The following is a 21,383-nucleotide window of genomic DNA, read 5'->3' on the forward strand; positions in this document are numbered from 1 at the left end:
CGCCCAGCCACCATGCACAGCGACGATCCCTACGTGATGTCCGCCTACGTCAAGCTCCTCGTGGCCGACGCGGAGCGCTCCGCCTCGTTCTACGAGCTCCTCGGCTTCACCCGAGCTCACCAGGATCCGGTGTTCGTCCACCTGCGCTGGGCGCCCCATGCCGATCTCTTTCTCATCGCGACGCCGCCGGGTGTCTCGCTGGCCGGTCAGCGCGGCCTCGGCGTGATCGTCTGTTTCAGCGCGACCGGCGACCTCGGTATCGAGACGATCGCCGCGCGCGCCGCTGCAGCCGGCGCCGCCGTCGACGGGCCGCGCGACCAGCCGTGGCATACGCGGGAGGTCGTCGTCACCGACCCCGACGGCTACCGCCTCTGCTTCGTCGAGCCGAGCACGCCCCTGCCGGGCTGACGGCCCCGCCCGACGACCGGGGACGCGGCCGTGCGGGCTCGTGTATCATCGCGCCGGCATGTCGTCGGAGCCGTCGCAGCCCAGGCGAATCGGGCGGTATCTGCTGTACAGCCCCATCGCGTCCGGCGGGATGGCGTCCGTGCACCTCGGCCGGCTGGTCGGCGAGGCGGGCTTCGCGCGCACCGTGGCCATCAAGCGGCTGCACCCCCAGCTCGCCGAGGCGCCCGAGATCGCCGAGAGCCTGCGCGGCGAGGCCCGCATCGTCGCGCGCATCCAGCACCCCAACGTGGTCGCCACGCTCGATCTCCTCATCGCCGAGGACGAGGCGTTCCTTGTCATGGACTACGTGCGGGGCGAGTCGCTGGCGCGCCTGCTCCGGGCGGCGCGCGCCCGCGGCGCGCCGGTGCCAGCCCCGATCGTCGCGAGCATCGCGTGCGGAGCGCTCCACGGCCTCCACGCGGCCCACGAGGCGCACAGCGAGTCCGGCGAGCCGCTCGGCATCGTGCACCGGGACGTCTCGCCCGAGAACGTGCTCGTCGGCGTCGACGGGACGGCGCGGCTGCTCGACTTCGGCATCGCCAAGGCGCGCGGGCGGCTCAGCACCACCCGCGGCGGGCAACTGAAAGGCAAGCTGCCTTACATGTCGCCCGAGCAGATCCTCTGCGCCGACGTGACCCGGAGGACCGACGTGTTCGCGGCGGGTGTGGTCCTGTGGGAGGCGCTCGCGGGCCAGCGGCTGTTCGACGGCGTCGACGAGGCCGCGCTCATCGGGGCCGTGCTCGAGCGGCCGATCCCGCCCCCGAGCTCGCTCGCGGCGCACGTGCCGCCGGCGCTCGACGCGATCGTGCTCCGGGCGCTCGAGCGGAACGCCGAAGGCCGCCACCCGACCGCCCGCGAGCTCGCGATCGCCATCGAGGGCGCGGTCCCGCTCGCGTCGCCGCGCGCGGTGGGCGAGTGGGTGGAGGAGCTCGCCGGCGACGCGCTCGCGCGACGGGCGGCCCGCGTCGCGGCGATCGAGAGCGCCTCGGCGGCGGGCCTGGAAGACGCCCAGGCGGCGGGCCTGGAAGACGCCCAGGCGGCAGGCCCGGGCAGCGCGGCGGCGCCCCCGCCGGGATCCGCGACGTCCAGCGGGCTCTCCATGGCGCTCTCCCCGGGAGACGGCGCGCCGCGCGACGTCCCGCCCGCCGCGACGTCGAAGCGCGCGCGCCCGGCCTTCGCGCTGGTGGGTGTGGTGCTCCTCGGCAGCGCGGCCGCGCTCGCAGCGCAGTGGGTGCGCCGCGGTCCGCCCGGGCCGGAGGACGCAGCGAGCGCGGCCCACGCGCCCGCGGCGCAGCCCACCGGCACGGGGGTGGTGATGCCAGGCGTAACCGGCGCGCCCCCGACCGCAGCCCTGCCGGCGCCAAACCCGCCGGGCGCGATGAGCGCGATCCCCGCCGCTCCCGCCCCGCCGCCGAGCCCGGGGAGCGCGCCGAGCCCGCCGGCGTCCAGCCCGGGGAGCGCGCCGAGCCCGCCGGCGTCCAGCCCGGGGAGCGCGCCGAGCCCGCCGCCGGCGTCGAGCGCCGCCGTGACCGCGCCCGCCCGGAGGCCGGCACGCCCGGCGGCGGGTGCGCGCGCTCCTGCGCCCACGTCGCGCGCGGCCGGCGTCGCCGCCCAGCGCTGCTCCCCGCCCTATACCGTGGACAAGGCCGGTATACGCCGGCTCAAGCCCGAGTGCATGTGACCCGATGAACGCCTCCTCTCCCGCTCGCGCGCGGCCCGCGCCCACGCTCGCCGTCGCCGTCGCCGCGGCGCTCGCGCTCACCGGCGCCCGCGCCCGCGCCGAGCCTCACAAGCGGGCGTGCGCCGCCGCCTACGAGCGCGCGCAGGGCCTCCGCCGGGACGGCAAGCTCCTCGCGGCGCGGGAGGCGCTCATCGCGTGCTCGCAGCCGACCTGCCCGGCGGCCGCCGTGGCCGACTGCGGGCCATGGCTCGCCGAGGTCGAGAAGAGCCTGCCCACCGTGGTCATCGCCGCCACGGACGCGCACGGGCGGGAGCGACTCGACGTGCGCGTGCTCGTGGATGGGCGCCTCCTCGCGGCGGCGCTCGACGGCAAGGCGCTGCCGGTCGACCCCGGCCCGCACACCTTCCGGTACCAGCCCGCCTGGGGCCCCGCGGTCGAGGAGCGTGTGCTGATCCGCGAGGGTGAGAAGAACCGCGCGCTCACCTTGCCCCTGGGCGCCCCCTCGGCCGGCGCGCCGGCCTCTCCTCCGCCGCCTGCCGCGCCTGCCGCCCCGCCGACCGCCTCGCCTGCCACGCCGCCGACCGCCTCGCCTGCCGCCCCGCCGACCGCCTCGCCTGCCGCCCCGCCGCCTGCGAAGCCCGCGATCCCCGGGCTCGTGTGGGCGTCCGGCGCCGTCGGCGCCGCGGGGCTCGCCGTGTTCGCCGTCGCCGGCGCGCTCTCGCTGAGCGCCGAGGCCGACCTGCGCGCCACGTGCGCCCCGCGCTGCGCGGCCGACGAGGTGCGCGCCATCCGCGTCCAGCACGCGGTCGCCGACATCGGCCTCGGCGTGGGCGTCGTCGCGCTGGGGGCCGCGGCGTGGTTCTACGCGACCCGGCCGGCCGCCGCGAGTCCTCCGAAGGCCGGCGCGGGCGCGCCCGGGCCGGCGCTCCGGCCGTTCGTCGCCGGTACCGCTGCGGGCCTCGAAGGGGCCTTCTGATGCGTCCCCGGCCGGCCCACGCCGCCGCGGCCGCCCTCGCGGCCGCCCTCGTCTCGGCGTGCACATTGGTGCGCCCGCTGCACGGCCTCACCTGCGAGCCCGGCGCCGGGAACGCCTCGTGCTTGTACGGCCAGCCGTGCGAGGCCGACGCCGACTGCGCGACGGCCTCGTGCGCCGCGCGCGTGTGCCAGTGCCCCGCCGCCATGGTGACAATCGAGAGCTCGTTCTGCATCGACCAGACCGAGGTGTCGAACGCCGCCTACCGCGCCTTCCTGGCCACGCAGCCGGACGTCGCCGCGCAGGAGCCGTTCTGTCTGTTCAACGACAGCTTCGCGTTCGACACCGGCCCCGGCGCGCCCGACGTGTGCACGACCCGCCGCGAGGACGACCGGCACCCCGCCACCTGCGTCGACTGGTGCGACGCCCGCGCCTTCTGCAAGAGCCTGGGCAAGCGCCTCTGCGGCAAGGCCCACGGCGGCCCGCTGCCGTACGCCGGCGACACGGCGCAGGGCGAGTGGTTCGAGGCGTGCAGCGAGGGCGGCGCGCGCTCTCACGCCACCGGTGAGTTCGACGCGCAGCTGTGCAACGGCGACGGCGACGCGACGGTGCCGGTCGGCGACGACGCCAGCATGGCGTGCGAGGGCGGCTATCTCGGCCTGCAGCACATGAACGGCAACGTCCGCGAGTGGGAAGACGCGTGCTCGGGCGACACCGGCTCCGGCGACCTTTGCAGGACGCGGGGCGGAGCGTTCGACAGCGGGGACTCGCTCGACGAGCTCCGGTGCGACGCGCGCGACGTGCGCGAGCGCGCCGACACGGACCACACCATCGGGTTCCGCTGCTGCAGCGGCTAGCGCCGCGTCGCCCGCGTTCGTCCCTGCTTCTCCGAGCGGCGAGCCCCGAGGAGTCCGCGGTCGTCGCGCGGCGCGGGAGGGCCTGTGTCTGAGCCGAGCTGCCCTCGCGCTTTCGCCTCCGTCGAACGACCGAGGGCTCAGGCGAATCCGCTCGGGTCGCCGCGCCGCGCGGAGGGTCAGATCAAGGCAACCCCGGCACGTTCATCTGCACGACGCGCGCCTTCGTCCCGCCGCCGACGACCAGGAGGGTCTTGCCGTCGGCGCCGCCGAAAGCGAGGTTGGTGCCGCCGGGGAAGTCGCCGATGGTCTGCCCCTCGGGGTTCACGATGGTCCCGCCCGAGAGGTACACGTTGCCGTCGCAGTCGACGCCGATGCCGTCGGCGTTGAGCGGAAAATCGCGCTGATTCGACGTCACGCCGGCCGCGTCCACATCGTAGAGGCCTGCGTTCACCACGTAGAGTCGAGTCTGATCGGGCGATAGCGCGATGCCGTTCGGCTGGTCGCCGCCTTGCTTGATGATCGACAACACCCCCTCGGGATCTCGCCTGAACACCGCGCGCCCGACGCCGGGAGGACGATTTCCGACCTCATAGGTCGGGTTCGTGAAATAGATCGTGCCGCTCTTGTGCGCGATCAGATCGTTCGGTGAGTCGAGCAGCCGGTTCATGTACATGTCGGAGAGGATCGTCACCTGCTTTGTGGCGACGTCGAACGAGCTGATCGAGCGGGTCTTGTGGCTCGCGCCCAGCAAGTTCCCGTCGATCGACGCCGCGAGACCGTTCGCGCCCACGTCCGAGATGAACACCTCGCAGCCGCCGCCAGGCGTATATTTGATGATGTCGCCGGTGAAATTGTTGCCTGCGGCGTGTTGCACGAAGTTGGTGAAGAAGAACGCGTTTTGCGCGGCGATCCACGTCGGGCCTTCGTTGTAACCGTAGCTGTACCGGAAACCCTCACAAATAGCCGTGGAGGTGACCGCCTCCGGCGCCGGGAACGGCCCTTCGGGACACGCCGTCGCCGAGGGCGCCCCGCCCGAGCCGACGGAGCCTCCCGCTCCTCCCACGCCTCCGACTCCTGTGCTGCTGCTGCTGCTGCTGCTGCTGCTGCCGCCGCCGCCGCTGCTGCTGGTGGTGCTGGTGCTGGTGCTGCCCCCGCCGGTGCCAGCCGCGTCTCCCCCGACGCCTCCCGCGCTGCCGGCCGGCTGCGGCAGGGGCTGCTCGGTGTCTGCCGCGTCGCTGCATCCGACGAAGCTCGCCAATACCGCCAATCCAACCCAGTAGAAGCTGTGGAGTCTCATGTTGCTCCGAGGGTAGGACGACGGAGGCGAATTGGCCATGGGTTTCCCCGCGCGACATCGACATTCACCCCGAGCCGCGCGAGATCGGACGGGTGGATATCACGCCGCGAGCCGGTGCTCGAGCTCGATCGGAGTGAGCCGCGGGGGCTGTTCGTCGACGACGATCGTACTGCCCGGGTACCGGCGGACGAGCCCCTCCGCCACCTCGATCGCTTCCTCCTTCGTGCCGTACGGGAGCGAGTGGGCCACGTATCCCTCGACCGCGACGATCCACCCCCGGCCGTCGGGATCCGGCAGGACGTGATACGCGAATTTCCTCATCATGGCGTCACCTCTCGCCCAGAAGCTAGAGCGACGCCCGCGATCCGCAAGCGACCGGCGCTGCCGCGTTCGCCGAACCCTCGGTCGAGCTGCGCCCCGCGCGAACGCCGAGGGGAGCGCCGGAGCGCGACGGCTCACCCCCCGTCCTTCGCCCTCGGGGAACGACGTACAAGCTCGTCATAGCAGCGGCTCAGCTTCTTGAAGGCGACCTCGCTGGTGAATCTCTCCTGGAAGAGCCTCCTCCCGTTGCTCGACCTCTTCGTCGCAACCTCCCTCTGCCCGTCGATCGCCCTGAGCGCCTCGCCGACCTCGCCGGTGGACACCTCTTTCAGGAAATATGCGCTCTCATCGCTCAGGATGTCCCCCAGGAAGCCCTTCTTGGTGGTGATGATCACGAGCCCCATCATCAGCGCTTCGTTGATGGAGTTGTTGTGCCCTTCCCCCTTGTGGCTCGTGGGATAGCAGAAGATGTCGTTCAGCTTGAAATGCCGCAGCACCTCCTTGTGCGGCTGCAATCCAAGGCGCTGGATCTTCAGGTTGGGCTGCTCGGCTTTGGAGTCCATCCACCGCGTGAAATCATCGTGCTCTTTCCCGATGATGGTCAGGCTGATCCTGGTGCCCTGCCTGGCGGCCTCCTCGCAGCCCGAGACGACCTCGTAGACGCCCTTGTCCTTGTAGCAGTACCCCACGAACAGGACCTTGAGCTCTTCATCTCTCAGCTTGTCGGAGACCTCGTCGGGGATCTCTTCCGTCGGGATGAAGTTCGGGAAATAGTGCGCCTCCTTCCCGAACGTCTCCTTGACGAAGTCCAGGTACACGCTCCCCTCGGCGAGGACGACCTTGGAGCTCTTCAGGCAGAAATCGGTGAGGCGCCGCGACAGAGGGTTCGTGCTGCTGTACCACTGCATGAAGGCCCCTGCCTTGATCTCGTACAGGACCGGCTTCCCGACCATCCTGGAGATCAGCACCACGGCGAACTCCCGGGGGATCGCCCCCCGGTACTGCGCGAGGATATGAACGCCGTCTGGCCTCGCCTTCACGAGGCCGGAGATGAAGGCGGAGATGTCCTTGGCAAGCCGCGCGGGAGCGGTGAATGGACCGAAGTCGTACTGGCCTCTCACGGTGTGAAAGCACGGGACGATCGTGAACTCATCGGACCTGAAATGGTTCAGGTACACCGACATGTTGCGCGTGTAGCCGCCGGTGCCGCCCCCGTACGCGTTCTTGAGCTTGGACAGCACGGGGCCGAGCAGGAGGATCGTCTTCACTTGAGCTCCTTGAGGATCTTGAACGGGACACCGCCGATGACGCAGTTGGATGGAACATCCTTGTTGATCAGGGTGTTCGCTCCAGCGACGACGTTGCTACCGATGGTGACCCCCCTCAAGACGGTGCATTTGTCCGCGAGCCAGACGTTGTCTCCGATCACGATGGGCGACGTGCTGTACCCCTTCAGGAGCAATCGGTCGCCCTCCATCGTGTAGTTGTGATCGTGATCCACGATCGCCACGTGCTGAGCGATGGTCACGTTGTTCCCGATGCGTATGGATTCGAACGCGACCACCCTGGAGTACCGGTTGATGACGAAGTTGTCTCCGATGGTCAGGCTGCCGTCCGCCTGCAGCTCCGTGTGGTCGCCCAGGATCGCCCTCCTCCCGAGCTTGAGCGTCCCCCTGGGCGAGACGAGGACGTAGCAGCTCTCCCCGAGCATCCCCACGCCCCCGAGCTCCAGCCTCCGCCCGTGAACCATCTTTGCGAAGGCGAGCCTCAGCACAGAGCATGATTTGTATGCGATGGAGTTCTTGACTATCCTCATGACCGTTTCCTGGGAATGTCGTCCCCGCCCTTCGTCCCTGCGGGCCCTCGCGCTCGATCGCCCGCGCTCACCGCCGGAGGTCGTACTTTTCCAGCTTGTAGAGCAGCGCGCGCCGCGAGATGCCTAGCCGCTTCGCCGCGCGCGTCTGGTTGTTGCCCTCGGCGGCGAGCGCGTCCTCGATGCTCTTCTTCTCCAGCTCGGCGAGGCGCGCCGGCATCGACGCGTCCTCCGCGGGCGCGCCCGCGCTGGCCGGCGCGCCCGCGCTCGGGGGGGCCGCGCCGTCCCCGGCCACCGCGGCCGGCAGGTGCTCGACCTCGATGACGCCGGCCTCGGCCAGCACGACAGCGTGCTCGACCGCGTTGCGCAGCTCGCGCAGGTTGCCGGGCCACGCGTGCGCCTCGAGCACCTGCATCGCGGCGGGCGCGAAGCGCGGCGCCCGCTCCCCCATGCGCTCGGCGACCTGCTGCGCGAAGCGGTGCGCCAGCAGCGCGATCTCGGCGCGCCGCTCGCGGAGCGGCGGCACGCGGAGGACGAACGTGCTGATGCGATAGTAGAGATCCTGCCGGAAACGCCCGGCCGCCACCTCGGCCTGGAGGTCCCGGTGCGTGGCGCACACGACGCGCACGTCGAGCTCGATCTCCTGCGTGCCGCCGATCCGGGCCATGCGCCGGCTCTCGAGCACGCGCAGCAGCTTGGCCTGCATGGCGAGGGGCAGCTCGCCGATCTCGTCGAGCAGCAGCGTGCCGCCCTGCGCCGCCTCGAAATAGCCGATCTTGCGGCGATCCGCCCCGGTGAACGCGGCCTTCTCGTGGCCGAAGAGCTCGCTCTCGAGCAGCGTCTCGGGCAGCGCCGCGCAGCTGAGCTGCACGAACGGGCCGCCGGCGCGCGGGCTCGCGCGGTGGATCTGCTCCGAGACGACCTCCTTGCCCGCGCCCGTCTCGCCGAGGACGAGCACCGTCGTCCGGGCGCGCGCCAGGCGCTGCACCACCTGGAAGACCTTCACCATCGCCTCGTCCGCGACGACGAAACCGGCGCCGGAGAGCGCGTCCTCCACCACCGGCGCGGACCCCGGCGGCGTCGACGGTGGAAGACGCGCAGGCGCGGCGATCGCGACGACGATCTCGGCCGGGCCGATGCGGATCACGTCGCCGCCGGCGAGGTCCCGCACGGCGTCGCGCAAGACGGCGCCGTTCACCGAGGTGCCGTTGCGGCTCCCGCAGTCGACGACCTCGAGGGCGTCGCCGTGCCGCGCGACGATCGCGTGGTTGCGCGACACGCGGGGGTCGTCGACGCAGACCGCGGACTCCGGCGCGCGGCCGATCGCGACCACGTCGCCTTCGGTCAGGTCGATCACCCGCGCCGTGCCGTCGGCGGCGCGGACGATGAGCGACGCCTGCCCCTGGGGCGTCCGGCCGCCGAGCGCGCCCTCCGCGGCTTCCAGCTCGGTCGCGACCTCGGCCGCGAGGGGCGGCGGCACCTCGCCTGACGGAGGGGCTGCCAGTCGACGAGGATCTCGCTCCGTCATGCCGTTCGAAGGTTGCGCAAGTGTACGACGCTTGCGCAACGCTCAGCAACGGCGCAGCGCGGCACGGGCGCGAGAGCGCGGGGCGAACGCGGAGCGTGCGCGCTGGCCCTCGCCTTGCAGTGCCTCTCCAGCGCGCACGGAGACGATGCGGAAACCGCCGTCGCCGGGAGCCATCGCGGGGACCGCGGAGCGTCGAGAGCCGCCCCGCGCCGCCGTGCGCCCAGCTTCACGAACCGCACGAACCGAGGAGAGAACCCATGACTTATTCCAGCCGTCCGGCGTCCGTTCTCGCGCGCCGCAGCGCGCTGCGCCACGTCGCCGTGTGCTTGACCGCCACGCTCGCCGCCGCCGGGTGCGGCGCCGATCCGGGCGCCGGCGCGGACGTCGCCTCGGCGGCGAGCGGCGATGCGGTCACCGGCAGCGGCGGCTCCACAGGCAGCGGCGGCGGCTCCACAGGCAGCGGCGGCGGCTCCACAGGCAGCGGCGGCGGCTCCACAGGCAGCGGCGGCGGCTCCACAGGCAGCGGCGGCGGCTCCACAGGCAGCGGCGGCGGCTCCACAGGCAGCGGCGGCGGCTCCACAGGCAGCAGCGGCGGCTCCACAGGCAGCAGCGGCGGCTCCACAGGCAGCGGCGGCGGCTCCACAGGCAGCGGCGGCGGCTCCACAGGCAGCGGCGGCGGCTCCACAGGCAGCGGCGGCGTCTGGGTGCCCGCCCCGGGGACGACGTGGCAATGGCAGCTCACGGGCACCCTCGATACCAGCCTGGACGTCGCCATGTACGATATCGATCTCTTCGAGGCCCCGCAGGCGACGATCGACGCCCTGCGCGCGGCCGGCAAGAAGGTGGTCTGTTACTTCAGCGCGGGGAGCCACGAGGACTGGCGCAGCGATGCGCCGGAGTTCCCCGCCGCGGCGCTCGGCAACCCGCTCGACGGCTGGCCCGGCGAGCGGTGGCTCGACACCCGCAGCGCCGGCGTGCGCGACGTCATGAAGGCCCGGCTGGACCTGGCCGTGACGAAGCGCTGCGACGGCGTGGAGCCCGACAACGTCGACGGCTACACAAACCGTCCCGGCTTCCCGCTGACCGCGGCGACGCAGCTCGACTACAACCGCTTCCTGGCCGCCGAGGCGCACGCGCGCGGGCTGTCCATCGGGCTGAAGAACGACCTCGATCAGGTGAGAGATCTCGTCGGGGACTTCGACTGGGCGCTCAACGAGGAGTGCCACGCGTACGACGAGTGCGAGATGCTCACGCCGTTCATCCGCGCCGGCAAGGCGGTCTTCCACGCGGAGTACGTCGCCGCGTCGAGGGCAGACGCCGTCTGCGCCGCCACCAAGCCGCTCGGCCTCTCGACGCTGATCAAGAAGCTCGATCTCGACGCCTGGCGCATCGCCTGCCCCTGAGCCGCCCGCGCCGTCCCCCGCCGGCGCGAGGGCTGGCCGCGCGCCGGCGGCCAGCCCTCTCGCCCGCTCAGCCGCTCACTCCCCCATCACCTGCAGGAGCTGCGCTTCGGAGAAGCTCTGCTGCTCCGGCTGGTAATACGGGTGCACCTCGGCGCCGCCGTCCTCCGCCCGGACAGGCATGGTCGCCTGCAGCCGATAATCGAAGATCGCCGCGCCCCCCGCGGGGATCTCCTTCACGTAGAGGATCAGCTGCTTGCCCGTGATCTCGAACTTCGAGAGCAGGCCCGCGGCGATGTACTGCTGGAGATCCTCGGTCAGGAGCTGGAAGCCGGGCGGGAGCCCGACGGTCACGAGGACCATGTTCTGCGCCGAGCTCGTCGTGTTCCGGACGTTCAGCGACGCGGTCACGATGTCGTTCACGTACAGCGAGGTCTTGTCGTAGCTCACGCTGACCGCGAGCGGCCCGCCCCCGTCGCTCGGGACCGCGCTCCAGGGCAGGTTGTGGCGGCTCACCAGGTTGTAGCTGAGCTTCCCCTCCCCCGCGAAGGCGAGCGTGACCTCGTGCGCGCCGGCGGTCGCGAGGTGCGTCAGGTCGACCGTGGTCATGACGTCGGCCTGGTCGTCGCGCAGAGAGACCGTGCCCGTCGGCTCGCCGTCGACCGCGACGGTCACCGTCCCCGTGGCGCCCTCGGTCCCCTTGCTCGCGGCGAGCAGCAGGGTCCGCAGGCTCCAGATCGTCGCCTGCGTGGAGCCGAAGTTGCCGTTCGGGTCCTTCGACTGGCTCAGGAACTTCACCCCGCCGTCGGCGCTCGACCGGTGCGCGTCCGCGGAGAGCAGCGCGTGCGCCGCGAGCGCGGTGGTCGTGACCTTCGCGTCGTCTCCGACCTCGTAGAACGCGGTCTGCGTCCCGCCGTCGTCCCAGAAGAACGCGTCCCCTTCGGCCGTCTTGCGGTCGTCCAGGGCGTCGAGCACCCGGTCGGTCAGCGCGCCGGAGGGGTCGGCCACGGCGAGCGCGTTGGCCACGATGGCCAGCGTGTACAGGTCGTCGGTCGCCGGCTTCACCGACCTGCCCACGTAGGCGAGCCCCGCCGAGATCTCGGGTCCCGTGTACCCCGCGCTCGCGAGCGCCCAGAGCACGAAGGCGCTGTTGCGGAGCGTGCCCGTGTGGAAGCTGAAGAACTCGGTCTGATCGCCCTCCCACGTGCCGTCCGACTTCTGCTGCCCGGCGAGCCAGGCCACGGTCCTGGCGAGCATCGCCTCGTCCACGGCGTGCACCTTGACCATGTCGGCGAACTCCATGACGCCGAACGCGGTGACCGACAGGTAGGGGTGCCCGTCCTGCTCGCCGAACCACGAGAAGCCGCCGCCGGGGTGCTCGAAGGTGAGCAGGCGCTGGTAGCCCGCCGAGATCAGCGACTCGGCCTTCATCTGGATCTCCGGGGTGATCTGGCCCGTCTGCTTCATGTACTGCGTGACGAGCACGTTGGGCCAGGTGGTCGAGGTGGTCTGCTCGAAGCAGCCCGACGGCACCTGGAGCATGCTGTCCATGCCGCTCACGACCTGCGACAGGAACGCGGGGTAGATCTCGAGATAGAGCTGGTTCGAGCCGGTGACCGCGCCCTCCGGGAACGAGAGAGCGTGGGCGACGCTGCCCGTCTCGAGCATGCCGGACTGGCTCTCGGCGAACGGCTTGCCGTCCGGGACCACGCGCACGGTGCGGGCCACGGCGTCGGCGCCCTCGGTGCCCCGCGCGGTGACCGTGAGCGAGTTGACGCCCACGGTGTCCACGCGCACGGGGAACCGGACGCCGAGCACCTCGCCCGGCGCGAGCGACACCCTCGAGGAGGTCGCGCCGAGCGCGGTGTACCAGTTCCCCGGCTCCAGGCTGAGATCGACCGTCTGCGGCGTCTCCAGGTAGTTGTAGACCGCGATCGGGAACTCGACCTCATCGCCGCGCGTGAGCGTGGCCGGGAAGCTCACGTCGACGAAGAAGTCCTGGAACACCTTGAAGCCGCTCTGCACGCCGCCGAGCTTGCCGTCGGTCGAGTTCGCGAGCGCCGAGAGCCGCCACTCGGTGATGCTGTCGGCGAGCGGGATGCTCAGGGTCGCCGTGCCGTCGGAGCTCGTGATCACGCTCGGGTTGACGTACAGGGTCTCGGGGAACTCGCGCCGCACGCGCGGCCCGCTCTCGCCGCCGCCGCCCGGCTCCTCGGCGGAGGCGCCGCCCGCTCCGGAGCCGCCGCCCGCTCCGACGCCCCCCGTGGCGGCCCAGCCGCCGTTGTCGCCGTCGGCGGCCCACTCCTCTTGCGCGGGCACCTCCACCCCGAGCGCGCCGAACTCGAACACGATCGACGCGTCGTCCGCGGTCTGCGCCACCTCGTCGGGCCCCGACGAGACCACCGTGAGCCCCGTCCAGCTGGAGCTCACCTTGTACGCGTTGCCCCACACGTCGAAGGCGCGGAAGCGCTCGGTCGTCCGGCTCCCGAGCAGCGTGACGTACTCGCCCTCGGCGCAGTAGTACTGGCTCGGTTCGCATCCGAGCGCCCGGAGGTCCTGCGCGGCGCTCGCCGCGGCCTCGGCGAGCCAGGGCTGGAGCGCGCCCCGCTGGCGCTCGTGGAACGGCGCGAGCTCGGTCTGCACCTCCGTCAGCACCGAGGGCCACGTGCGCGCCTGGAGGCCGGTGAGCGACGTGCCGGCGAGCGCGGCGAGCGACGCCTGGGTCGTGCGCTGCGCGGCCTCGGCCTGCTCGGGGTCCTCGCTCGCCGTCGCGCTGAACAGGAGGTTCTGGAGGTTCGCTTGCGGGCCGTGGATCTCGTAGCTCGGCTTCGCGAACTCGTCCTCCAGCTCGAAGTAGGTGCGGAGCAGCCCGGGCTGCGCGTCGACAAGCGCGAAGACGGCCTGGTCGACCACCTGGACGCCGACCGCGGCGACCTTCGGGTTGCCCGCGTCGTCCTTGACCGAGAGCCGCAGCGTCGCCGTCTCTCCCGGCGCATACAGGGGCTTGTCGGCGGTGACCTCGATGCTGAGCGCCGAATCGCCCCGCGCGAAGACGGTGCGGCCCGAGCGGACCAGGTTGCCGTCGTCGTCGACCAGGTACGCCTCGACCCGGTTGCTGCCGAGCAGGCCGGCGTCGACGGGCATGCTGAAGCGGGCGCGCCCGCCCTCGAGCTCGAGAGAGCGCATGTCGACGGCCTGACCGTCATTGAGCCAGTCGACGTAGACGCTGCCTGTCTCCTCGCTCGCCTCGATGGCGACCTCGATCGTCTCGCCGGTCTCGTACACGGCGCGGTCCGTGCGCACGATCAGGTGCTCGCCGCCCGTCTGGGCCGCGAACGAGAACTCCCGCTCGACCGCCCGATCGCCCACCGTGGCCCGGACCGAGAAGGCGCCGGCCGCCGAGCCGAGCGGCGGGGTGAAGCTCACCGCGGCCTGGCCGAAGGCGTCGGTGCGCGCGGCGAGCTTCGCCCCGTCCGGCGCGGTGATGACCGCGTCGGTATCGGGGATCGGCGCCCCGAGCGGGTCCGTGACGAAGAGCAGGAGGGTGTTCGGGACCCCCGGGACGAGCTCGCGCGCCTCGGGCACGAGGACGAGGGAGGCCGCGTCCGCGGCGACCTTCACCGGGATCGCCTTGGTGACCGCCTGTCCTGCCGTGTCCGCGACGGTGACCGTGAGCGTCACGGCCGCGTCGCCCTGCTCCAGCGGCAGGCCCGCGAGGCTCGGCGGCAGCGCCAGGCTGAACCCGTAGTGCCCCTCGGCGTCGAGCTCGCCCAGGATGCGCTGGAACGTCGTCTGACCGACGTCGAGCGACGCCGCCTCGATGGTCACGCTGCCGCGGGCGACGTTCTTGCCGAAGAAATAGCGCGCGTCGATGGTGCCGGTCACCGTGTCGCCCGCGCTGTACCAGGGCTTGTCGGTCCTCACGGCGACCTCGAATTTCGGCAGCGCGTACTGCCCCACGTTGACGGTCTTCTCCGTCGTCGTCTCTCCGCTCACGAGGCGCACCTTGAACTCGCCGACGTTCACGATGGATCCGATCCGGAACGTCGTGGCGGCCACGCCGAAGGCGTCGGTCACGACAGGCTTCTTGAAGATCTTGTTGCCCTTGCCGTCCTCCACCTCGAACGTGACCGCCTCGCGGACGAGCGGCGCGTTGTTCCCCCGCTCGAGCGCGAGCGCGCGGAGGTGGATCGTCTGGCCGGGCTTGTAGAGCGGCTTGTCGGTGGTGAGGAGCAGCTTCGGGCCGGGGCCCTCGACGGTGATGCTCTCGTCGACGACCGCGCTCACGCCGAAGCCGAGCGCCCGCGCGGAGACGGGGAGCGCGCCGATCTCGCCGGGCTCCACCTCGAACACCGCGGCGCCCAGCGCGTCGGTCGTCCCGCGGAGCTCCCGCGCCGCGCCCCCCTCGCCCACGGCGAGCTCGACGGCCACCTCGGGCACGGGCTGGTGGGTGAAGGCGTCCGTCGCGCGCACGCGGTAGCTCGCGGCGCGCCCGCGCACCACGCGCGACGGCCCCTCGAGCTGCACGTCGTAGGGTGGGATGACGCGCAGCAGGCTCCGCGTCACGAGCAGCCCCTTCTCCGACCCGTCGTCGATGCGGACGAGGTAGCGCGCGAGCCCCGGCTGCGCGCTCACGGCCGGCGCAGGCAGGCGAGCCTCCGCGGTCGCCGCCGCCGCGCTCGAGATCTCCACGTCGACCTCGGTCGTGCCTTGTTCCCTGTCCGCGTCGATATCGACGAGCGTCACGCGCAGGTGGCCGCGCGTCGCCCCCGCGGTCAGGTTGCGCACCGGGATCCGGAGGCGCAGGTCGCCCTCCTCGATCACGCCCCTGAGCTGCGCTTCGTCGACCTCGATCGTGCCGTTCTGCGGCTGATCAGGGCGGCCGAACGGCGCTTGCGGCGCCTCGTCGGAGGAGCAAGCTGCCCCCGAGGACGCGCCCGCCAGCGCCAGCGCGGCAAGCAGGTGGGGTGAGCTCCAGCGTCGGCGGAATGCATCGAAGCGAACGCGCATAAGTCCAGTCCTCCCGAACGGCGCTGGCACAGCTCCAGCGACCGGCGCGCAGGTTGCACCCGGCGTACCACGACGCTCGAGCAGCAAATCCGCGGGAATAGACGCGGGTCGTCCCGGGGATGTGCCACCTTGTGCCCGGGATCTGGCTCACGCGATGCGCCCGGCGCGGCGCTCGTGGAGGGGTCGCTCCGCGCTCGCGGGGGCGACGGCGGTCGACGGCGCCCGGAGGGGGCGCTCGTCATGAAGCGTGGCGGCCATCTCGCGATCGCACCGGAGAGTCGCCGCGAGCCGGCCCTGTCAGGATCGCGGTTCGGGCTCGCGCGATCAGCATAGATGACCTCCCTGACAACACGCCGACGCAGCCCAGGACAAGGGTTGTCGGGTCTCCTCGCTCGCTGGCGCTCCCCTGGACATCGGCGCCCGACCGTCTCAGGCTCTCGCTCGAGCACGAGGCTCTTCGTTCAGGAGGAACCATGCAGATCGACTTCGAGATGCCTGTGATCGCGGACGGCGGCCTCGATGCGGGCGTGCTCGACCGGGTCCTTGTCGACCGGGAGCGGGGCGTGCTGACCCATGTGGTGCTCCGTTCACCGCTGGCGAGCGAAGAGCTCCTTGTATCGATGGATCTCGTGCAGGGCACGACGGGGGGCCAGCTCCGCCTGCGGCCGGGTCGAGACGAGCTCCTGGCGCTGCCTCGGTACTACGACGGACGGACGACGGTGCAGCCGGCGGGGCGGGTCGACACCTCGCTCGTCCCGCAGCCGCCCGAGCGGAGGCAGGAGCTGGAAGAGGCCCTTGGGGTCACCGAGGATACGGTCGAGCTCGGCCCCGAGACGCGGGTGATGACCGCCGATGAGGCCGAGGTGCAGCTCGTGGGCATCGGCGCGAACGACCCCGGCAATGACATCTCGCGGCTCCGCGTGCGCGGCCCCGCGGGCGCCGAGGCCGACTTCCCCGCATCGTGGATCGAGGTGATGCGCGAGGACGTCGTGGCGCTGACGGTGACCCGGGACGACGTCCTGCGGTTGCGCCCCGCGCCCAGGCGCCGTGACGGGAACCTCGCGGACCTCGAGGGGCTCTCGGGCATGGGCGGGCTCGACGGCGACACGCCCGAGGAGGTGTTCGGCGCGGACTTCGTCGAGGAGCTGCGCGACAAGGGCGGGATGGTCCTCAATGTGCCCGGCACGAGCGGCCCCGGCGAGGCCGCCGACAGCCGCGTTGGAGAGCCCGTCGACGCGGGGGCCGGGGCCGCGGTGGCCGGGGTGGAAGGGGTGGCCGGGGTGGAAGCGGTGGAAGCGGTGGAAGCCGAGCGGCAGCGCCCCTCACGGTGAGCTCACGATACGGGCCGCTCGACGGTGCCCGTCTCGACCTTGACAGCGATGCTGGCGCGTGCTCGTCTCCGCGCCCAAATGGACCCGCACGACAAGCCGGCGCGCCGGGACACGGGCACGGCCAGAGTTCTCGATCCGACCGCGGTGGCGGAGGCGTTCCGAAGCGAGATCCGGGCGGAGATAGCCGCCCTGCCTGAGCCGCTGTTCCTGGTCGGCGTGCTCGCGGCGGATCACGGGCCTTCGTATACATACGCGGAGTACACGCGCAAGGCGTGCGAGGACGTGGGGGTCCGCTTCGAGATCCGCCACGCCACGCGGCTCAGCGCCGAGGCCGCCATCCGCTCGGCGAACGAGGACGCGGGCGTGCATGGGATCATGGTGTATTACCCGATCTTCGGCACGGAGCAGGACGTCTATCTCCGGGACAGCGTCGAGCCGTCCAAGGACATCGAGGGGCTCCACACGTTCTGGGCACGTTGCCTGTACGGGAACCAGCGCTTCCTGGACGAGGCGAGGACGAAGAAGGCGATCCTGCCCTGCACGCCGCTGGCCATCGTCAAGCTGGCCGAGGCGGCCGGCTTCTTCGGCCAGGGCGAGCGGCCCCTCGAGGGCCGGAGCGTGTGCATCTTCAACCGCAGCGAGGTCGTCGGGAGGCCGCTCGCGAGCATGATGGCGCACGACGGAGCGCACGTGATCTCCTTCGACATCGACGGTCCCCTGCTGTTCGTCCCCAGCTCGTCCGGCGGCACGCACGAGGTGCACGAGACGACGGTGGACCGGGCGAGCGCGCTGCGGCAGGCGGACATCGTGGTGACCGGCGTGCCTTCGCGGAGCTTCCCCCACGTGCAGGCCGCCGAGATCCGCGAGGGCAGCCTCTGCATCAACTTCTCCACCATCAAGAACTTCAGCGACGATATCCAGAGCAAGGCGAGCGTGTTCGTGCCGCGCGTCGGGCCCATGACGGTGACCATGGCGATCCGCAACAGCCTGCGGCTCTACAAGAACACCCACCCGACCGCGTGAGCCCGGCGCGCTCGCGGCGGTGAGGCGCGCGGCCGCGCGGAGCCGTCATCGCCTGCGCTCGCCGGCGTCAGTCTCCGGTCCACGCCCGCGCGTGCTCGCGCGCCCACGCCTCGAAGGTCACCGGTCTCCGCCCCGTCACGCGCTCGACGGTGTCGGTCTGCATGGCGCCGTTCCCCGCGCGGATACGCTCGATGAGCTCGCCGACGGCCGTGGCGAGCGACGGGGGGGTCCCGGCCTCGATCATCCTCCGCTTGGCGGCGTCGATCGAGACGTCCACGCGCCGCAGCGGCGTGCCGAGGACGCGCGCGAGGATCTCCACCTGTTCCGGCGTGCTGAGGAGCTCGGGGCCAGTCACTTCCAGCGCCTGTCCCAGGAGCTCTCCCGTGATCATCGCGCGCGCGGCGACCGCGGCGATGTCGCGCGGCGCGATCGGCGCGGTCTTGCCGTCTCCGTGCGGATTGTACACCACGCGCTCGGCCCGGATGGACCGGGCCCACTGGAAGGTGTTCGACATGAACGTGCCGGGGCGGATGAACGTCCAGCGGAGCCCGGACGTCTTGACGAGGTGTTCCCTCTCGGCGTGGCTGCGGGCGAGCTGTACCGTAGGCGCGCCGGCGCTGATGCTCGACAGGAGGACGATGCGGGGCGCGCCGCTCGCCTGCGCTGCCGCGAGGAAGCCTCGGACGTGATCGATGCCGTCGGCCGCCGCGACCGGCAGCAGGAACGCCGCCCTCACGCCGTCGAGCGCCGGCGCGATCGTGTCCTGTCGCGTGAGGTCCCCCACGGCCTTCTCGACCCTGGCTCCCCAGCGAGCCACCTTGCGCTCGTCGCGCGTGAAGACTCGAACCTTCTCTCCGGCGGCGAGGAGCTCCTCGACGACTTCCTTCCCGACATTACCGGTAGCACCCGTGACCAGGTACATGAGTGTCTCCTTCCAGGTGACTCCTCGGATCAACCCGTGAGTCGCGCGTGAGCCGTCGTGTCGCGATCGCGATCGCGACCGGGCCGGGCCGAGCCACCCGTTCTGGAGAGAACCTAGGACTGTTCCACGGGATTGATTAGTATTGACCTTCAGGAAGGATCGTTCCATGAATGGGACAATCTGATGCTGCCCGACCTCAACGAGATCGCGGTCTTCGCCAGGGTCGTCCAGGCGGGCAGCTTCACGCGGGCTGCGCGCGAGCTCGGGATGCCGAAGTCGACGGTGAGCCGGAAGGTGTCCGAGCTCGAGGCGCGGCTCGGGGCGCAGCTGCTCCGGCGGACCACGCGCAAGCTCGGTCTCACCGACGTCGGCGCGGTGTACTACGAGCGCTGCGCGCGCATCGTGGCCGATCTCGACGACGCGGACCGGACCGTGACGCAGATGCAGGACGGGCCGCGCGGGCTCTTGCGGGTCACGGCCCCGCTGCACTTCGGGTGGATCGGCGGCGTGGTCGCCGAGTACCTGCGCGATCACCCCGAGGCGAGCGTGGAGGTGGTCTGCACCGATCGCATCGTCGATCTCGTCGCCGAGGGGTTCGACGTGGCGCTGCGGTTCGGCGCGCCCAGCGACGCCTCGCTCGTCGCGCGCCGCCTCGGGGCGCTCCCGCGCTACCTCGTGGCGGCGCCCGCGTACCTCGCGCGGCGCGGCGCCCCGCGCGCGCCGGCGGACCTCGCGGGCCATGACGTCCTCGTGTCCGCCGGTGCGCGCGCGGGCGAGCAGCCCGGCGCGCGGTGGGTGCTCGACCGCGGCGCCCGGCGCGCGGAGGTGCGCGTGACGCCGCGAGCGACGGCGAACAACCTCGAGGTGCTGCACCGGATCGCGCTCGCGGGCGTGGGCATCGGGATGCTACCCGCCATGCGCTGCGAGCAGGACGTGCGCGAGGGGCGCCTCTCGCGCGTGCTCGACGAGTGGAGCCCGGCCGACGTGCCGCTCCACGTCGTCTATCCCGGCACGCGGCACCTATCGCCGAAGGTCAAGGTGTTCCTCGACCTCGTGCGCGAGCGCATGGCCCCCGCGCTGCGCAACCGGCGAGAGGGAGGAGCAGACGCCGGGAGGTAGCGGCTCACCGGCCGGAGCGAGCCCGCATGAAGGCGGGAAGATCGTCGATGTCCTCGTCCTGCATTCCCGCATTCCGCCTCGAAGCTGACCGCCATCCGCCGCGCGGAGCAGCCGACGAGATCACATGTGCTCGGTGGGATCGTCAGGAGCGGCCCTTGGCCTGGCGGGTGGCGACGTGCCTTTTCTGATGGATGGTGAAGGCGAAGGCGGCGCGCGCACGGATGCGGATGCGCTGGTCGGCGCGGCGGGGGCTGACGTCGCGCTCGCCGCGGCGGGGACGCTGTCGGCGGGCGGCGGAGGAGGCGCCGTCGCCGCCGCGGAGGGCGCTGTCGCGGACAGCGCTGCTGCGGAAGCAGGCGAGTCCGCCGAGTCGAGCCGCGGTGTCGGGGCGTCGCTCGACGCGGTGATGCGAAGAACAGCGTAGGTGACGAGCCCCATCGCGAGCGCGCCGAAGGTGAGCGGGATCCAGACGCGGCGGCCGCGGCTCGGCGGCACCATCACGCTGCTTCCGGCCGGCGCCAGCGTGCTCGCGGTCTCCTGGAAGGCCGGCGCGCCGCCCTCCGGGGCGCCGCTGCCCGGCGAGCCCCGCGGGAGGTCCAATGGGCTTGCCGGAAGGGTGGACAGGAACGCGCCGCCGTCCGACTCCCTCGCGTCGGGGCCTGATCTCGGCGCTCCAGGGCGGGCTCCCATCGCGCCTGGGCTCGCTCCCGGCGCGTCGCCGCGGACGACGAGCACGGGAGAGGCGCCCTCCACGGGTGCCAGCGGCGCCGGGGCTCCGGTCCTCGCCCCCGGCGAGCTGACCGCCGCGCCGAGCGCCTCGGCGAGCGCGCTCGCGTTCTGGAACCGATGCTCGGGGTCGCGCATGAGCGCGCGCGAGAAGAACCTGTCCACCTCGGGCCCGACCTCCGGCGCGAGGCTGGACGCCAGGGGGGCGTCCTCGGTGCAGATGGCCACGAACACCTCGCCGATCTCCTCGCCTGGGAACGGGAGCCTGCCGGTGAGGCAGCGATAGGCGATCACGCCGACAGACCAGAGATCGCTGCGCCAGTCGAGGGACTTGCTCCGGCGCACCTGCTCGGGGCTCATGTAGTAGGGCGAGCCGACGAGCGTGCCCGTCTTCGTCTCCTTGCCGGCCAGCAGCATGCCCGGGGCCTTGGCGATCCCGAAGTCGAGGACCTTCACGAGCTCGTCGTCGTCCTGGCGCGAGAGGAAGAGGTTCGCCGGCTTGAGGTCGCGGTGGATGATCCCCATCTCGTGCGCGCGGCGCAGGGCCTTGCACACCTGCGTGACGATGCTCAGCGTGGCCGCCATCGAGAGGCGCCCCTCGCGCGCGAGCCGCGTCTCGAGGTCCTCGCCGTCGAGGAGCTCCATCACGAGGAACGGCGTGTCGCCCTCGATCCCGTAATCGTGCACATGGACGACGTTCGGGATCTTGAGCTGCGCCGCGGCCCTCGCCTCGCGCTCGAAGCGCGCCCGCGCGGTGGACGAAGCCGCGTACTCGGACGCCATGAGCTTGATCGCGACCCCGGCGTCGAGCTGGAGGTGCCGGGCCACCCAGATCGCCCCCATGCCGCCTCGCGCGAGCATCCGCTCCAGGCGGTATCTTCCAGCGATGACACTGCCTTCTGCGAGCGAAATCATGAGCTTCGGCCTCTCGCTGG

17 protein-coding genes are annotated in these 21,383 nt (G+C 72.0%); 9 read left to right on the forward strand and 8 right to left on the reverse strand.

The features are described from left to right. Window positions 1-12: 12 nt before the first annotated feature. The 4 genes from WME75_RS21490 to WME75_RS21505 are packed head-to-tail and all read left to right on the forward strand — an operon-like array spanning window position 13 to window position 3,958. Window positions 13-408: a VOC family protein gene (locus WME75_RS21490; protein ID WP_437493866.1), complete on the forward strand. Its 396-nt coding sequence runs from the start codon at window positions 13-15 to the stop codon at window positions 406-408. 58 nt (window positions 409-466) lie between these two features. After that, window positions 467-2,128 (forward strand): serine/threonine-protein kinase, encoded by a 1,662-nt coding sequence (locus tag WME75_RS21495; protein ID WP_437493869.1) that lies wholly within the window; start codon window positions 467-469, stop codon window positions 2,126-2,128. Between the two features lie 4 nt (window positions 2,129-2,132). After that, window positions 2,133-3,104, forward strand: a complete 972-nt coding sequence (locus WME75_RS21500; RefSeq protein WP_437493872.1) for a hypothetical protein — start codon at window positions 2,133-2,135, stop codon at window positions 3,102-3,104. Beyond that, window positions 3,104-3,958 carry a formylglycine-generating enzyme family protein gene (locus WME75_RS21505; protein WP_437493875.1) on the forward strand — a complete coding sequence of 285 codons (855 nt, stop codon included), beginning with the start codon at window positions 3,104-3,106 and terminating at the stop codon, window positions 3,956-3,958. The genes WME75_RS21500 and WME75_RS21505 overlap by 1 nt, the downstream gene beginning before the upstream one ends. Before the next feature lie 181 nt (window positions 3,959-4,139). Here the strand turns inward: WME75_RS21505 and WME75_RS21510 are convergent, their stop codons facing one another. Then, window positions 4,140-5,021, reverse strand: coding sequence for an SMP-30/gluconolactonase/LRE family protein (locus WME75_RS21510; protein ID WP_437493877.1), 882 nt, complete (start codon window positions 5,019-5,021; stop codon window positions 4,140-4,142). 13 nt (window positions 5,022-5,034) lie between these two features. Between WME75_RS21510 and WME75_RS21515 the strand changes: the two genes are divergently transcribed. Further along, on the forward strand, window positions 5,035-5,238 hold the full coding sequence (locus tag WME75_RS21515) for a hypothetical protein (RefSeq protein WP_437493880.1): 204 nt from the start codon (window positions 5,035-5,037) through the stop codon (window positions 5,236-5,238). A gap of 116 nt (window positions 5,239-5,354) precedes the next feature. Here WME75_RS21515 and WME75_RS21520 read toward each other — a convergent pair whose 3' ends face one another. From WME75_RS21520 to WME75_RS21535, 4 genes are all read right to left on the reverse strand, one after another. Continuing rightward, window positions 5,355-5,579: a DUF2188 domain-containing protein gene (locus WME75_RS21520; protein WP_437493883.1), complete on the reverse strand. Its 225-nt coding sequence runs from the start codon at window positions 5,577-5,579 to the stop codon at window positions 5,355-5,357. Window positions 5,580-5,710: 131 nt separating this feature from the next. Continuing rightward, entirely contained in the window at window positions 5,711-6,844 is a 1,134-nt protein-coding gene (locus WME75_RS21525; RefSeq protein WP_437493886.1) for a glycosyltransferase family 4 protein, read from the reverse strand. Beyond that, entirely contained in the window at window positions 6,841-7,392 is a 552-nt protein-coding gene (locus tag WME75_RS21530; RefSeq protein ID WP_437493889.1) for an acyltransferase, read from the reverse strand. Before WME75_RS21530 ends, WME75_RS21525 begins: the two co-directional genes overlap by 4 nt. 67 nt (window positions 7,393-7,459) lie before the next feature. After that, window positions 7,460-8,869 carry a sigma 54-interacting transcriptional regulator gene (locus tag WME75_RS21535; protein ID WP_437493891.1) on the reverse strand — a complete coding sequence of 470 codons (1,410 nt, stop codon included), beginning with the start codon at window positions 8,867-8,869 and terminating at the stop codon, window positions 7,460-7,462. A 305-nt stretch (window positions 8,870-9,174) separates the two neighbouring features. Between WME75_RS21535 and WME75_RS21540 the strand changes: the two genes are divergently transcribed. Continuing rightward, window positions 9,175-10,320 (forward strand): endo alpha-1,4 polygalactosaminidase, encoded by a 1,146-nt coding sequence (locus WME75_RS21540; protein WP_437493894.1) that lies wholly within the window; start codon window positions 9,175-9,177, stop codon window positions 10,318-10,320. A gap of 75 nt (window positions 10,321-10,395) precedes the next feature. Here the strand turns inward: WME75_RS21540 and WME75_RS21545 are convergent, their stop codons facing one another. Beyond that, a complete protein-coding gene (locus tag WME75_RS21545; RefSeq protein WP_437493897.1) occupies window positions 10,396-15,327 on the reverse strand; it encodes an MG2 domain-containing protein in 4,932 nt (1,643 codons plus the stop codon). Between the two features lie 473 nt (window positions 15,328-15,800). On the opposite strand from WME75_RS21545, the gene WME75_RS21550 reads away from it, so the two are divergent. Continuing rightward, window positions 15,801-16,658: a hypothetical protein gene (locus WME75_RS21550; protein WP_437493899.1), complete on the forward strand. Its 858-nt coding sequence runs from the start codon at window positions 15,801-15,803 to the stop codon at window positions 16,656-16,658. Between the two features lie 78 nt (window positions 16,659-16,736). Continuing rightward, the gene (locus tag WME75_RS21555; protein WP_437493902.1) at window positions 16,737-17,681 is read left to right on the forward strand and encodes a bifunctional methylenetetrahydrofolate dehydrogenase/methenyltetrahydrofolate cyclohydrolase; all 945 of its coding nucleotides are present in this window, start codon (window positions 16,737-16,739) and stop codon (window positions 17,679-17,681) included. A 67-nt stretch (window positions 17,682-17,748) separates the two neighbouring features. Here WME75_RS21555 and WME75_RS21560 read toward each other — a convergent pair whose 3' ends face one another. Beyond that, window positions 17,749-18,603, reverse strand: a complete 855-nt coding sequence (locus WME75_RS21560; RefSeq protein ID WP_437493905.1) for an SDR family oxidoreductase — start codon at window positions 18,601-18,603, stop codon at window positions 17,749-17,751. A 183-nt stretch (window positions 18,604-18,786) separates the two neighbouring features. Between WME75_RS21560 and WME75_RS21565 the strand changes: the two genes are divergently transcribed. Then, the gene (locus tag WME75_RS21565; RefSeq protein WP_437493908.1) at window positions 18,787-19,722 is read left to right on the forward strand and encodes a LysR family transcriptional regulator; all 936 of its coding nucleotides are present in this window, start codon (window positions 18,787-18,789) and stop codon (window positions 19,720-19,722) included. Between the two features lie 120 nt (window positions 19,723-19,842). Here the strand turns inward: WME75_RS21565 and WME75_RS21570 are convergent, their stop codons facing one another. Beyond that, a complete protein-coding gene (locus WME75_RS21570; RefSeq protein WP_437493911.1) occupies window positions 19,843-21,363 on the reverse strand; it encodes a protein kinase domain-containing protein in 1,521 nt (506 codons plus the stop codon). Window positions 21,364-21,383: the final 20 nt, after the last annotated feature.

It is taken from the genome of Sorangium sp. So ce1014, from assembly GCF_051521505.1.
Taxonomy (GTDB): Bacteria; Myxococcota_A; Polyangia; order Polyangiales; family Polyangiaceae; genus Sorangium.